This is a genomic window from Neobacillus sp. BF23-41 (assembly GCF_041106275.1).
In genome coordinates this window covers 349,161-362,371 of sequence record NZ_JBGBPR010000001.1, presented here as the reverse complement: position 1 = coordinate 362,371, position 13,211 = coordinate 349,161, and the positions used below count along the sequence as shown (strand labels likewise).

Sequence of the window (13,211 nt, the reverse complement as noted above, 5' to 3'; positions counted from 1 at the left end):
AGAATGGCATATATTACTTTTCAAACCAGAGAAGAGCAAATTCATGAACTAGAAGAGGTTGCAAGCTTTCTGGAGTCGCAGGAAGTTATTTATGAAAATTGGGATATTAGTAAACTTCCCGCTGAACTCGTAGAAAAGTATCTTTTAAGCGATGAAGAAAAGGTAGAAATTCTAGCTGCATTTGAAGGCGAAATCGCAGATATTTCTGCTAGACGTGGCTACAAAGCTCAAGATGTCATTTCTTTATCAGAAAATACTCCAAATTTGGATGTATTACTGACAAACTTTAAAAATGAGCATCATCATACAGATGATGAAGTTCGTTTCATAGTCAGCGGCCATGGTGTCTTTGTCATCCAAGGTAAAGATGGTGAGTTCTTTGAAGTACATCTCAATCCAGGAGACTTGATTTCTGTACCTGAAAATACAAGGCACTATTTTACCCTTGAAGAAGATCGGAAAGTGGTTGCTGTAAGGATTTTTGTTACCACCGAGGGATGGGTACCTATTTACGAAAAAGAAGAAGTAAATCAATAACGGATACTAAAACTGGCTGCAGATTATTGCAAACCAGTTTTTTTTATTGTGTCTATAAGTATGGTGAAATGGAATAAAACGCTTGCAAACTAGAAGAATTTTGTCGAAAAACCAAGAATTTATTTGAGGGATTTGTCGAATAACAAAAGAAATAGGATGTTTTGTCTACTTTTGCGATTGTGTTTACATTTATAATAATTCTTGTCATAATTCATCAAGTAGTCTAATTTTTTGTTGTTTACAGTAATAGAGTAAGAGGTAGGGGGATAATCGTGTGCGAGTATAGTAATACACAGATTGAAATGATTGAAGAGATAAAGGCTAAAAGGGAATTAATGATAAATAGCGCGAATACACAGGGGTTTACCAATGAGATGACAATAAAATACAGCCAGGAGCTAGATGAATTAATAAATGAGTATCAAAAAGTAATGGACCAAATCTCTAGGCCAAATGAAGAAATTAAATTTGCCTTTAAACAAATGATCATGGTTTGGCCGAAGATTTTAGTCTAACGATAATTAAGTAAGAGAGTGATAAGTTTAAATTTGTTCACCCGCTTAGTTAAAGATAAAAATTTCTTATGAAAAAATATCAATTATGTACACCATGACAAGCAACCCCAAGATAAATGCATAGGTGGAAACGCGCTCATTTCCGTCGCCATGGCTTTCAGGAATTAATTCTTTATAAATAATAAATAACATGGCACCAGCAGCAAATGATAGACCATAGGGGACTAGCCCTTGAACAAATGAGGTTAAAAAATACCCTAATAAGGAAGTAATGATTTCAATGGCTCCAGTTAAGGTTGCAATAATGAAGGCCTTCAGTTTACTAATTCGCTGATTGATTAAAAATAATGCGACAAGTAGGCCTTCCGGCGCATTTTGAAACCCAATAGCTAAAGCAATTAAATTTCCAGTATCCCCCTGTTCGGATGCATAGCTTACGCCAACTGACAATCCCTCAGGAATATTATGAAGGGTAATTGCAGATATAATTAACAACGCCTTCTCATCAAATTGAATTCCCTTTTTGTTATGCTGTAAGTCAATATGAGGGATTTTTTTTTCCAAAGTAGTCAGCACCCATACCCCTAAACAAACTCCAACAAAAAGTGAACCAAAGCCTCCTGTTCTTAATGCCTCAGGGATCAACCCAATCGTAGAAGCTGCCATCATAATTCCTGCACTAAATGCTAATAAAACATCTTTCCAACGATGTGTAATGGAATGAGGTATAAATAGTATAATTAGTGCACCTGCCCCCGTAGATAACGCCGAAAGAACACTTCCAAAAATAACTTCAGACATTACACATCTCCTTTCTTGTCCAATTAATCCAAATCAAATATCTACAATATTAGACAGTAGCTGTGATTTTTATCATTGTTTATATCTTAATATTTCATATAGTTATATTAGTACTACTTTATCTAATATTCACATCACGATTAACTACATATCTTACCACAAACTGTAATAACTTCAACTTTTACAAACCACTACTTAGCTACTGCATAAGATTTTTAAGAATGTTAAATGATCACTAGTTTTAGGTTAAATCGAGAAAGAAAAAAAGAAAACTATCAATGTTTGGTACTATGCTTGTGTTGCGATTCATATATCGTAAATAAAAGCATTTTTAAACCACAGGAAGCAAACGCTTTCAATAATCTCAGATCATATGGAGGAGGGAAAGTCCTACATGCATATTGTCGTATGTGTCAAACAAGTACCAGATACAAAAATTATTAAAATTAATCCTAAAACCAACACACTCGACCGTCGCAGTGCACCAGCCATCTTGAACCCTTACGATGCCCATGCAGTTCAGGAGGCCGTAAAAATTAGGGAAAAAACAGGAGGTACCATTTCCGTCTTATCAATGGGACCACCGCAAGCGACTGATATTATCAAGAAGAGTGTGGAAATAGGTGCTGATAAAGGATATTTAATTTCTGACCGTGCCTTTGCAGGGGCAGATACACTGGCAACTAGTTATGCGCTTTCGAAAGCTTTAGAAAAAATCAATAAGGAACACCCAGTTGACATGATTATTTGTGGGAAGCACGCGATTGATGGTGATACGGGACAAGTTGGACCTGGTATTGCAAGAAGAATGGATATCCCGCCAATAACTAATGTAATTGAAGTGTCTGAAGTCAATCAGAAAGAAAACACCGTTCTCATTAAACGGAAATTAACCAATGGCTATGAATTGATTCAATCCAATCTTCCATGTTTATTGACGGTTGAAAAAGAAATTAATGACATCGACTATTCGCCAATGCCGAACATGATTAAAGCGGCAAGGTACGAACCAATTATTTGGGCAGTAAGTGACTTTGAAAATGTAGAACGGTCACAACTAGGACTAAAAGGTTCACCAACCATTGTTGGAAAAATGTTTACGCCACCACGTCCAGAAGGCGGGAAAAGACTAGAGGGTACTAGTGATGAACAGGTTAACCAGCTAATGGCGCTGTTGATGGAGAAAAAGGACCTGTTAACAATCCAATCATCTAAATAATAACGATTATCTTTTGTCATGGGGGGGAATATACATGAATCTAGACGATTATCGGGGAGTCTGGGTATTCATCGAACAAAACGATGGTAAAGTAGAAGGCGTTTCTATGGAATTACTTGGTGCTGGAAGGAAACTAGCGGATAAATTACAAGTTCCTTTAGCGGGCTTTTTACTAGGCAATGAAGTAAAACCTTTAGCAAATAAAATTATTTCTTATGGTGCAGATATCGTATACATGGTCGACCACCCTGTATTGAAAAATTACCGTACTGAATCATATATGAAGGGCGTAATGCTCCTCGCTGAAAAATATAAGCCAGAAATTATCCTTTATGGCGCAACACCAAACGGTAAAGATTTAGCTAGTGCCGTAGCAACAGATTTAAACACAGGATTAACTGCGGATACTACAATGCTTGATGTGGATGTTGATAATAGATTACTAGAAGCAAGCAGACCTGCCTTTGGCGGTAATATCATGGCGACAATCCTATGTAAAAAACATCGCCCGCAAATGGCAACCGTTAGACCAAAGGTAATGAAGGCACTAGAACCGGTATCAGGAAGAACAGGTAAAATTATTGAAGAAAAAATATCACTGCAAGAAGAAGATATGCGTACAAAAGTGTTACAAATTGTGAATGACGTAACAAAAAAAGCCAATTTAGCTGATGCACATGTTATCGTCTGTGGAGGAAAAGGAATGGGAGATGTGCAAAACTTCCAGCGCCTATATGAATTTGCGGAAACGATTGGAGCGACTGTTGGAGGTACTCGTGATGTGGTTGAAGCAGGCTGGCTGCCACACCATCTTCAAATTGGCCAAACTGGTGAAACAGTTACACCAAAAATTTATTTTGCTATTGCACTTTCTGGTGCAATTCAGCACGTTGTCGGCATGAAAAATTCGGATTTAATTATCGCTATAAACAAAGATCCAAATGCACCAATTTTTGATGTTGCCACATATGGAATCGTAGGAGATGCAATGGAAATTCTCCCAAAACTTATCGAGGAATTTAAGCAGCTTAGAACTGAAAAAGGTGGTGAAATAAGCTATGCATGAAAAATTTGATGTGATTGTCGTTGGGGCAGGTCCAGCAGGAAGTGCATGTGCCCTCACGTGTGCCAAAAATGGACTAAACGTTTTGCTTATTGAACGTGGAGAATACCCAGGAGCAAAAAACGTAATGGGCGGGGTATTGTACCGCAAACAAATGGAAGAATTAGTTCCTGAATTTTGGAAGGAAGCACCACTTGAGAGACCTGTCATTGAACAGCGCTTTTGGATGATGGATAAGGAATCTGTCGTTCAATTCGGCTATAAAGGTCTTGAATGGGGTATGGAACCATATAATAACTTTACAGTCCTTCGGGCCCAGTTTGACCAATGGTTTGCAAAAAAGGCAGTAGACGCTGGGGCATTACTTATTAATGAAACAGTAGTAACTGAATGTATCGTTGAAAATGGCAAGGTAGTCGGGGTTCGTACCGATCGTCCGAATGGAGAGGTATATGCGGATGTCGTGGTGCTTGCCGACGGTGTTAACTCTCTTCTTTCAAAACAGTTAGGCTTTCATAAAGAATTTCGTCCAGATGAAGTAGCCTTAACAGTAATGGAAGTTGTTAATTTACCAAAAGAAAAAATAAATGACCGTTTTAATTTGGAAGATAACCAGGGTTGTACAATTGAAATCTTTGGTGATTCAACAAAGGGTAATCTTGGAACCGCTTTTGTTTACACGAATAAAGAGAGCTTGAATATCGGAGTTGGTACAACACTATCAAGCATGATAAAAGCGAAAATCAAGCCATATGAGCTTCTAGACTACTTAAAAACTCACCCGATGGTCAAGCCAATGCTTGCTGGTGGGGAATCTGCTGAGTATCTTGCTCATCTTATTCCTGAAGGTGGTTATCGTTCGGTACCGAAAGTAGCTGGTAATGGAGTTATTGTCGTCGGTGATGCAGCACAGCTAGTAAATGCCATTCATCGGGAAGGTTCGAACATGGCGATGTCATCAGGAAAGATGGCTGCTGAAGCCGTAGTTCAGGCACATAAAAGTGGGGACTTCAGTGAATCAAGCTTAAATAGCTACCGTGACGCGCTTAATAGTAGTTTCATAATGAAGGATTTAGAGAAGTACAAGGATGCGGCACATACGTTTGAGAAATACCCACAATACTTTAATGACTATGTTCCAATGATGAATAAAGCGATGAGCAAATTCTTTACAGTTGATGGGACTCCTAAGCGTGAAAAACAAAAACAAATAATGAAGAGTGTAACTGCGGAAAGAGGAACAATTAGAGTATTGCAAGATATCTATCGTGCTTGGAAGGCGGTGAAATAATGTCAACGAAGAATATCGAGGAAAAACAGTATCTCCTCCGTTTTAAGTGTGATACAAAGTCTCATTTGACCGTACTGGATCATGATGTATGCATGACAAAATGTCCCGATAAAATTTGTACAGTATTTTGCCCTGCTGAGGTTTATAAGTGGGAAGGAACACGGATGCAGGTAGGCTACGAAGGATGCCATGAATGTGGAAGCTGCCGGATCGGCTGCCCATACCAGAACATTAAATGGGAATATCCAAAAGGCGGACACGGGATTGTATTCCGTTTAGCGTAAATTGGAAATAAAAAAGGAGCTGTTTGCGTTTTATGCAAACAGCTCCTTAATTTATGTAGATATTTTAATAATACTATATGTGGGTTTTTTCACAAGTGAACGTAAAAAGAAGGTGAAGCAGAAGGTAAGTTTTTAGGGGGTTAGCTTATTTTCTCTAGTATGGTAGCTGAGGAAAGTTTATCGTTTTTGCTGGCTGTGACAAGCGAAGATGCAAATGAGTTCGCATGATCCATTAACTCCATACTCGGTGAGCAATAATATGGTTTTTTCCAATTGAAATCACCTTCACTATCGGCAGGATATATACTTACTTTCCAATGATAGTATATTTTTGACTGTGGGAGTTGTACCCCTTCTACGGCAATAAGCCAATGTGTCGAAGGTGAGTTAGGGTAGTATGCTGCGGATTCCTGTAAGGAAATTAGGTCATTTACACCAATGGGTATTAATGCCTTTTGATAAAAGTCGTGATAATTTGGGGTTTTCATATTTTTTTCCCTCCCTTTTATGTTCTATCTCTATTATATGAAACATTTAAACTTTTTTTGTGTGATAAATGTTAAAATTTTAAAAAAAATTAACGAGTTTTCATGAAACTGACAAAAATTCATAACCTAATCGTAATTGTGACCTAAGTCACTACATAAATTAATGGTTGATTTTATACTTGAAGCAATAGAATGAGATAGAGGTGATTGTTGATGAGTGGCTGTATGAGTGCTCTTGGTGGAATGGACCAAGCTGAACTAAGTAAAGGACTTAAGCATTTAAAAAGTGAACATCCTCCGTTATTAGGACAATTAGAAGGATTGTATGACCTAACACAAAAAATTGATCAAGAAATAGATGTAGAAACTAACTTTGCTGGATTAATTACAAAAGTAAAAGAATTTAAAGCAGCATTGGACCCTCATTCAGAAAGAGAAGAAGGCGTTCTTTTCCCTATGATGGGTGTATATATCGGGACGACATCTGGACCAATAGCTGTTATGGAATATGAACATGATCAGGCAAAAGCAAATATTGGAGAATTTCTTGAAAAAGCAGAAAGTGGTCTTGCGACTACGGAAGAAACTAAAAAAACAGCTGAACTAATTCAAAATGCCTACTTTATTTTAACAGAGCATTTCTCCAAAGAGGAAAATGTTTTGTTCCCAATGGCAGAAAGAATGCTTACAGAAGAGGAAAAGGAAGAATTATACCGTAAAATCCAAGACATAAAATAAAGGATGGGCCTCTGGCCCATCCTATTTTACTTTTGATTCCATTCTTTAACCTTTTGGTCAGTTGGAAGGAGAAACGCAATTAAGCCTAGAATCGGAAGTACACCGAGCCATGTAATCATCGACTGTAATCCAATCCAGTCTGCTATATAACCGAGTCCTACAGAACCAATTGCACCCATTCCAAACGCAAGTCCTACTGTTAACCCAGACATCGTCCCAATTTTCCCCGGGACTAATTCCTGTGCATATACTACCGTTACAGAAAAACTAGTCATTAAAATAAACCCAGTAAGTATTAAGAAAATAAATGCCAACGTTGGTGGTACCTGTGGAATTAAAATTGAAAAAGGAATCGTTGCTAACATGGAAAAGGAAATGATTGTTTTTTTACCAAACCGATCTGAAAGAGGACCTCCAAAAAAAGTACCGACGGCACCGGAAACTAAAAAAGCGAACAGGAATAATTGGGATTGCTTAATCGTAAGGGCATATTCTTTTATCGCATAAAAGGTATAAAAGTTGGTAATTCCAGAAGAATACCAAGTCCTTGCAAAAATTAATAATAAAATCAATGCTAAGGTATTTTTTACCTCTTTAGTTATTGCTACATTGTTAGACAAGCTAGTTCTCTTTTTCTTTAGTATATTTGGTGAAGCTATCAACCTGTGATTATACCAATTTGCAATATAAATTAATAAAATCACTGCTAGTGCTGCGACAATCGTAAACCAGGATGCACCAATCTGCCCCAATGGAACCAATATTAGTGCAGTTATTAGTGGAGCCAATGCTTGACCCGTGTTTCCACCGACCTGATAAATCGACTGTGCCAGTCCGCGTCGATTTCCTGCAGCCATATATGCAACCCGGGAACCTTCCGGGTGAAATACTGCTGAACCAAGACCGATGAAAAGGACTGACAAGACAATTAGTCCAAAGTTTGAAGCAAACCCTAATCCAAGAATACCGACTAGCGTGAAAGTCAGTCCGATCGGCAGTGCGAAAGGCATAGGTTTCTTGTCAGTTATGTAGCCGACCATTGGCTGCAAAACAGATGAGACCATATTTAGGGAAAAAGCAATAATACCAAGCTGGGTAAAACTTAGCCCCATTGATTTTTCTAAAATAGGGAACATGGCTGGCACCACAGCTTGAATTGCATCATTCAATAAATGGCACAATCCAATAATAAAAAGAATTTTATACATGGTTGATTCAGAAGACTTTGGAGCCTTTGCAGGTAAAACAGCTTGTGAACTCATAATAATCCCTTCTTTATTAAAAATACTAAATTTTTTTATAACCATATTTTACTACCGAACCATAAAAATAAGAAATATTTTATTTATAATTAATTTTATAGGCTCTGTCTAACTTGGCCGTTGATTGCAGCGAAGGGCGCTTCGCTTTCCGCGGGCGGGTCAGGGGAGCCTCCTCGGCGCTAAGCGCCTGCGGGGTCTCCCCTGACCCGTCCTCGCGCCTTCCGCTCCAATCAACGTAGGCTTAAAATCAACAATGACCTTTAACAAAGCCATTTAATAAAAAAATTCCTATCATGCATCTATTTCTCTTGGATACGAAATATTCCTGATTTTTTTAGGGTGAATTGACATTTCTTAAAAATTTTTTTATAATAATCTTGAAATCAAGATATTTTATTCATATTGATACCTCAAAGTAAGTCTAATTTATAAACCTAAAAGGATGAGTTTTTTATGGAAAATAATTCAACGGCTAATTCATTAAAGCTTTTTATAGTCCTTTCAAGAGCGTATAAAGCAATTAACGAGCATGTAAATAAAGTGATCCAGGCCAGTGGTTTAAATCCAACTGAATTTGCAGTTTTGGAGCTCCTTTACCATAAAGGTGATCAGCCAATGCAGCAAATAGGCGGGAAAATATTACTTGCAAGCGGAAGCATTACTTACGTGGTCGACAAACTTGAACAAAAAGGGATGTTAAGAAGAATTGCCTGTCCGAAGGACCGACGAGTCACTTATGCACAAATAACTGAAGATGGGAAAAAGTTTATTCAGGATATTTTTCCTGAACATGCTGAGCAAATTGATAAACTCATGTCATCACTGACTGAAACTGAAAAACTGGAAGCAATTGATCTGTTAAAAAAACTAGGGTTGCCTGCTGGTAAGTTCTAATACGGCCATTAGGGTCGTATTTTTTTTGTTGTTAGGAATGTTAGTGGATAGTATATAATAAAATAGATTGGAAATATTAGCAAAGTACAAAAAGGGGATGGTTCAATGGGGTTTGAGAACTATACATACATACGACCGGATTTAGATGAGGTAACAGAAAAATTTCATTTAGCACTTGAGAGCCTAAAAAATGCTGAATCGGTTGAAGATCAAAGCAGGGTAATGAATGAGATTAATAAGCTAAGAAATGATCTAGGTACTATGTTCAACCTTTGTTATATTCGTCATTCTATTGATACAAATGATGAGTTTTATAAGGATGAACAGGATTTTATGGATGAAATCCAGCCTGAAGTTGAAGGGTTAGTAACTAAGTATTATCAAGTGCTTGTAAATTCTAAGTTCCGTCCTGAATTAGAAGAGAAATGGGGAAAGCAGCTATTTGCCCTAGCTGAAGGACAACTTAAAACATTTAAACCTGAAATTGTGCCCTTACTTCAGAAGGAAAATCGCCTATCAACGGAATATACGAAGCTAATGGCTTCGGCAAAGATAGAATTTGAAGGGGAAGAGAGAACATTAGCACAATTAGAACCATTCGCGCAGTCGACTGACAGAAAAATGAGAAAACGAGCCAATGAAGCGAAATTTGGTTTTATGGTTGAACATGAAGCAGAGTTTGATCGAATTTATGATGATCTGGTGAAAGTAAGGACAGAAATTGCCGAATCACTTGGATTTAATAACTTTGTTGAACTTGGTTATTACAGAATGATGAGAACAGATTATAATGCTGAGATGGTCGCCAATTTCCGTAGTCAAGTACAGGATTTCATTGTTCCGATTGCGACAAAATTAAAAGTACGTCAACAAGAAAGAATCGGACTGGATAAATTAAAGTACTATGATGAAAGCTTTAATTTTCAAACTGGTAATGCCACTCCAAAAGGTACTCCGGAATGGATCATAGAAAATGGACAAAAAATGTATGAAGATCTTTCAGAAGATACGGGGGCATTTTTTCGCTATATGCAAGATAATCATTTGATGGATCTTGTTGCCAAGAAGGGTAAAGCCGGCGGAGGCTACTGTACGTTTATAGAAAATTATAAAGCACCTTTCATTTTTTCTAATTTTAACGGAACGTCCGGGGATATTGATGTCCTGACACATGAGGCAGGTCATGCTTTCCAAGTGTATTCAAGCCGTCATTTTGAGATTCCCGAATACGCATGGCCAACCTATGAAGCATGTGAAATTCATTCGATGAGTATGGAATTTTTCACATGGCCATGGATGGACTTGTTCTTTAAGGAAGACACCGATAAATACAAGTTTTCACATTTAAGTGATGCCCTATTATTCTTGCCATATGGGGTTTCGGTTGATGAATTTCAACATTGGGTCTATGAAAACCCAGAAGCTACTCCAAAAGAGCGTAAGCTCCAGTGGCGTGAGATTGAGAAAAAATATTTGCCGCATAAAGATTATGACGGAAATGAATACTTAGAGAATGGCGGCTTCTGGCAGCGCCAAGGGCATATCTATAATTCGCCATTTTACTATATAGATTATACGCTCGCCCAAATTTGTGCTTTCCAATTCTGGAAGCGTTCAAGAGAGAATCAAGATGAAGCTTGGGCAGATTATGTGAAGCTTTGTAAGCTAGGCGGGAGTATGTCATTCACAAAGTTAGTCGAGGCAGCAAATCTAATCTCTCCTTTTGAAGTTGGTTGTGTAGAGTCAGTTGTGGGTGTAATTGATGATTGGTTAAAATCTGTGGATGATAAAAATCTATAGTTAAATGAAAAAAGCGAAGCCGTTCAAGAAATGGCTTCGCTTTTGACCTATTTAGGAGAAGTTACTTTAGAAACTACTTTGAGCTGATTTTCTTCAACAACGGCAGATAATTTTTTAGTATCTGGTTCCTCTAAGATAAAATCAGCAATTTTATCTTCAAGTTCTTCTTGGATTACGCGGCGGAGCGGGCGTGCCCCAAATGCGGGGTGGTACCCAAGCATAGCTAGCTTTTCTTTTGCTTCTGTTGTAATGGTTAATTCAATCTTTTGCTCAGTAAGTGTTTCTTGTAATTCACTAATCATTAAATCGACAATATAGAGGATATGCTCTTTACCGAGTGAATTGAATTCAATGATACTATCGAAACGATTTAAGAATTCTGGCTTAAAGAAGCCGCCTAACGAGTCAAGTATACTTGCTTCTTCGATCGCCTCTGTTGTACCAAATCCAACATGTACTGTCTTGTGGCCCACACCAGCATTGCTTGTCATAATGATAACAGTATCCTTAAAGCTGACAATTCTTCCTTGACTGTCTGTGAGTCGGCCATCTTCAAGAATTTGCAGGAACAGATGCTGGACATCTGGATGTGCCTTTTCAATTTCATCTAATAAAATAATGCTATATGGATTTCTCCTCACTTTTTCGGTTAGCTGTCCGGCCTCTTCATGACCTACATAGCCAGGAGGTGAGCCGATTAATTTGGAGACGCTGTGTTTTTCCATGTATTCGCTCATATCAAGGCGGATCATCGAATCCTTAGATCCAAATAATTCCTCAGCAAGGTTTTTGGTCAACTCTGTTTTTCCGACGCCGGTTGGTCCAACAAATAGAAAGGAACCAATTGGGCGATGCTTTGATTTTAAGCCGGCTCGACTACGTCTAATCGCTTTAGAAACTTTATTTACAGCCTTTTCCTGGCCAATAACCTTTTGGTTAAGATTTTCTTCTAATGCCTTCATTTTTAGCTGCTCATCTTGTTGCAGCTTTCCAACAGGTATCCCTGTTTTTTGTTCGATGATTTCTTGTATAAGCTCTACATCAACGATGGGTCTTTCAGAGCTTGATATTAAATGTAAAGACTTTTCAAGGTTTGTTTCTTCATCGCGAAGGGATGCTGCCTTTTCATACTGCTCATTTCTAAGTGCTTCTTCCTTCTCAGCAGCAATCTCTTTTAGACGTATTTCAATTTGTTCATTGCTCTTATAATCCGAAACTAGGTTTAATTTCGAGCCAGCTTCATCAAGCAAATCGATGGCTTTGTCAGGTAAAAAGCGGTCTTGAATATAGCGCTGAGACAATTGAACACAGGAAAGGATTGCTTCATCAGAATAGACGACTTCATGATAATCCTCATACTTCTTTTGTATCCCTTTTAATATATCAATCGCAGCTTCGGCAGTCGGTTCAAGTACATGAACTGGTTGGAAGCGCCGTTCCAGAGCAGAATCTTTTTCGATTTGGCGATATTCTTTTAATGTGGTTGCACCAACCACCTGAAGTTCTCCACGAGCAAGGGCAGGCTTTAAAATGTTGCCGGCATCCATAGAGCCTTCAGCAGAGCCAGCACCTACTAGCAGATGAATCTCATCGATGAAAAGGATAATATTTTTCCGCTCCTGTAATTCGGAAATGATTTGCTTCATTCTTTCCTCAAATTGGCCACGGATTCCTGTATTGGCAACAAGAGAAGCGACGTCAAGCAAATATACCTCTTTCCCCCGTAACTTACCTGGGACATCTCCTTCAGCAATTTTCTGGGCAAGACCTTCAGCAATTGCAGTCTTCCCGACCCCTGGTTCACCAATTAAAACCGGATTATTCTTATTTCGTCTGTTTAGTATTTCAATGACACGCATTACTTCTCCATCGCGGCCGATGACAGGATCTATCAACCCCGCTTTTGCCATTTGGGTTAAATTACGTCCGAATTGGTCAATAAAGCCACCTTTTCCGGTTTTTCTTCCTGTTTGTTGTGTAGGTTGAATGCTATCATCCTTATCCTGAGAAGCGTTATTCATGAACAGATTTTCAAATGGGAAGCTTGGATAAGAATTCATCTTTGGACCAAAACCTGCACCTAAAGTTTGCTTTTCTTTTGTATAGCATTCGTGACAGAGTTTGATTTCCTTACGTTGTCCGTTAATAATCATATTTAATTGAATGTTTGCATGGTTCTCATTACATTGTTGACAAAGCATAAGCAAATTACCTCCTTGTAAAGATTCATATTTTCACTTTGACTTTGACTATATTTGACCTTATGACGATAGTATACTCTGACCTTTTTTGACTTTCAAGAAATTTGTTTTTGGTAAT

Annotated in this window: 13 protein-coding genes; 9 read left to right on the top strand and 4 right to left on the bottom strand. The window is 38.1% G+C overall.

All coding sequences use genetic code 11. From position 1 onward, the window contains the following. Positions 1 to 3 precede the first annotated feature (3 nt). Both AB7942_RS01705 and AB7942_RS01700 read left to right on the top strand, forming a co-directional pair. Positions 4 to 537 (top strand): 1,2-dihydroxy-3-keto-5-methylthiopentene dioxygenase, encoded by a 534-nt coding sequence (locus AB7942_RS01705; protein WP_088086200.1) that lies wholly within the window; start codon positions 4 to 6, stop codon positions 535 to 537. A 272-nt stretch (positions 538 to 809) separates the two neighbouring features. Next, a complete protein-coding gene (locus AB7942_RS01700; protein ID WP_335712004.1) occupies positions 810 to 1,052 on the top strand; it encodes an aspartyl-phosphate phosphatase Spo0E family protein in 243 nt (80 codons plus the stop codon). A 66-nt stretch (positions 1,053 to 1,118) separates the two neighbouring features. Here AB7942_RS01700 and AB7942_RS01695 read toward each other — a convergent pair whose 3' ends face one another. Further along, positions 1,119 to 1,853, bottom strand: coding sequence for a ZIP family metal transporter (locus tag AB7942_RS01695; RefSeq protein WP_369445550.1), 735 nt, complete (start codon positions 1,851 to 1,853; stop codon positions 1,119 to 1,121). Between the two features lie 394 nt (positions 1,854 to 2,247). Here AB7942_RS01695 and AB7942_RS01690 point away from each other — a divergent pair, with 394 nt between their 5' ends. From AB7942_RS01690 to AB7942_RS01675, 4 genes are read left to right on the top strand one after another with little or no spacing between them, the layout of a single operon-like run. Then, positions 2,248 to 3,072: an electron transfer flavoprotein subunit beta/FixA family protein gene (locus AB7942_RS01690; protein WP_088086203.1), complete on the top strand. Its 825-nt coding sequence runs from the start codon at positions 2,248 to 2,250 to the stop codon at positions 3,070 to 3,072. Positions 3,073 to 3,106: 34 nt separating this feature from the next. After that, the gene (locus AB7942_RS01685; RefSeq protein ID WP_335719413.1) at positions 3,107 to 4,138 is read left to right on the top strand and encodes an electron transfer flavoprotein subunit alpha/FixB family protein; all 1,032 of its coding nucleotides are present in this window, start codon (positions 3,107 to 3,109) and stop codon (positions 4,136 to 4,138) included. Continuing rightward, positions 4,131 to 5,426, top strand: a complete 1,296-nt coding sequence (locus tag AB7942_RS01680; protein WP_088086205.1) for an FAD-dependent oxidoreductase — start codon at positions 4,131 to 4,133, stop codon at positions 5,424 to 5,426. The genes AB7942_RS01685 and AB7942_RS01680 overlap by 8 nt, the downstream gene beginning before the upstream one ends. Beyond that, positions 5,426 to 5,710, top strand: a complete 285-nt coding sequence (locus AB7942_RS01675) for a ferredoxin family protein (protein ID WP_066252392.1) — start codon at positions 5,426 to 5,428, stop codon at positions 5,708 to 5,710. The genes AB7942_RS01680 and AB7942_RS01675 overlap by 1 nt, the downstream gene beginning before the upstream one ends. A gap of 140 nt (positions 5,711 to 5,850) precedes the next feature. On the opposite strand, the gene AB7942_RS01670 is transcribed toward AB7942_RS01675, so the two are convergent. Next, positions 5,851 to 6,198 carry a hypothetical protein gene (locus tag AB7942_RS01670; RefSeq protein ID WP_088086206.1) on the bottom strand — a complete coding sequence of 116 codons (348 nt, stop codon included), beginning with the start codon at positions 6,196 to 6,198 and terminating at the stop codon, positions 5,851 to 5,853. Between the two features lie 213 nt (positions 6,199 to 6,411). Between AB7942_RS01670 and AB7942_RS01665 the strand changes: the two genes are divergently transcribed. Continuing rightward, complete coding sequence (locus AB7942_RS01665; RefSeq protein WP_369445549.1) at positions 6,412 to 6,936, top strand: hemerythrin domain-containing protein; 525 nt, start codon at positions 6,412 to 6,414, stop codon at positions 6,934 to 6,936. 26 nt (positions 6,937 to 6,962) lie between these two features. On the opposite strand, the gene AB7942_RS01660 is transcribed toward AB7942_RS01665, so the two are convergent. After that, the gene (locus AB7942_RS01660) at positions 6,963 to 8,198 is read right to left on the bottom strand and encodes an MFS transporter (protein ID WP_088086207.1); all 1,236 of its coding nucleotides are present in this window, start codon (positions 8,196 to 8,198) and stop codon (positions 6,963 to 6,965) included. Between the two features lie 453 nt (positions 8,199 to 8,651). Between AB7942_RS01660 and AB7942_RS01655 the strand changes: the two genes are divergently transcribed. Beyond that, complete coding sequence (locus tag AB7942_RS01655) at positions 8,652 to 9,092, top strand: MarR family winged helix-turn-helix transcriptional regulator (protein WP_088086208.1); 441 nt, start codon at positions 8,652 to 8,654, stop codon at positions 9,090 to 9,092. A 105-nt stretch (positions 9,093 to 9,197) separates the two neighbouring features. Beyond that, positions 9,198 to 10,892, top strand: coding sequence for a M3 family oligoendopeptidase (locus tag AB7942_RS01650; protein WP_369445548.1), 1,695 nt, complete (start codon positions 9,198 to 9,200; stop codon positions 10,890 to 10,892). 47 nt (positions 10,893 to 10,939) lie between these two features. Here AB7942_RS01650 and AB7942_RS01645 read toward each other — a convergent pair whose 3' ends face one another. Further along, the gene (locus AB7942_RS01645; RefSeq protein WP_369445547.1) at positions 10,940 to 13,093 is read right to left on the bottom strand and encodes an ATP-dependent Clp protease ATP-binding subunit; all 2,154 of its coding nucleotides are present in this window, start codon (positions 13,091 to 13,093) and stop codon (positions 10,940 to 10,942) included. Between the last annotated feature and the right edge of the window lie 118 nt (positions 13,094 to 13,211).

Coding starts and splice junctions, on each gene's coding strand:
- AB7942_RS01705 (WP_088086200.1), top strand. CDS start 4: ATGGCATATATTACTTTTCAAACCAGAGAAGAGCAAATTCATGAACTA.
- AB7942_RS01695 (WP_369445550.1), bottom strand. CDS start 1,853: ATGTCTGAAGTTATTTTTGGAAGTGTTCTTTCGGCGTTATCTACGGGG.
- AB7942_RS01690 (WP_088086203.1), top strand. CDS start 2,248: ATGCATATTGTCGTATGTGTCAAACAAGTACCAGATACAAAAATTATT.
- AB7942_RS01685 (WP_335719413.1), top strand. CDS start 3,107: ATGAATCTAGACGATTATCGGGGAGTCTGGGTATTCATCGAACAAAAC.
- AB7942_RS01680 (WP_088086205.1), top strand. CDS start 4,131: ATGCATGAAAAATTTGATGTGATTGTCGTTGGGGCAGGTCCAGCAGGA.
- AB7942_RS01675 (WP_066252392.1), top strand. CDS start 5,426: ATGTCAACGAAGAATATCGAGGAAAAACAGTATCTCCTCCGTTTTAAG.
- AB7942_RS01670 (WP_088086206.1), bottom strand. CDS start 6,198: ATGAAAACCCCAAATTATCACGACTTTTATCAAAAGGCATTAATACCC.
- AB7942_RS01665 (WP_369445549.1), top strand. CDS start 6,412: ATGAGTGGCTGTATGAGTGCTCTTGGTGGAATGGACCAAGCTGAACTA.
- AB7942_RS01660 (WP_088086207.1), bottom strand. CDS start 8,198: ATGAGTTCACAAGCTGTTTTACCTGCAAAGGCTCCAAAGTCTTCTGAA.
- AB7942_RS01655 (WP_088086208.1), top strand. CDS start 8,652: ATGGAAAATAATTCAACGGCTAATTCATTAAAGCTTTTTATAGTCCTT.
- AB7942_RS01650 (WP_369445548.1), top strand. CDS start 9,198: ATGGGGTTTGAGAACTATACATACATACGACCGGATTTAGATGAGGTA.
- AB7942_RS01645 (WP_369445547.1), bottom strand. CDS start 13,093: ATGCTTTGTCAACAATGTAATGAGAACCATGCAAACATTCAATTAAAT.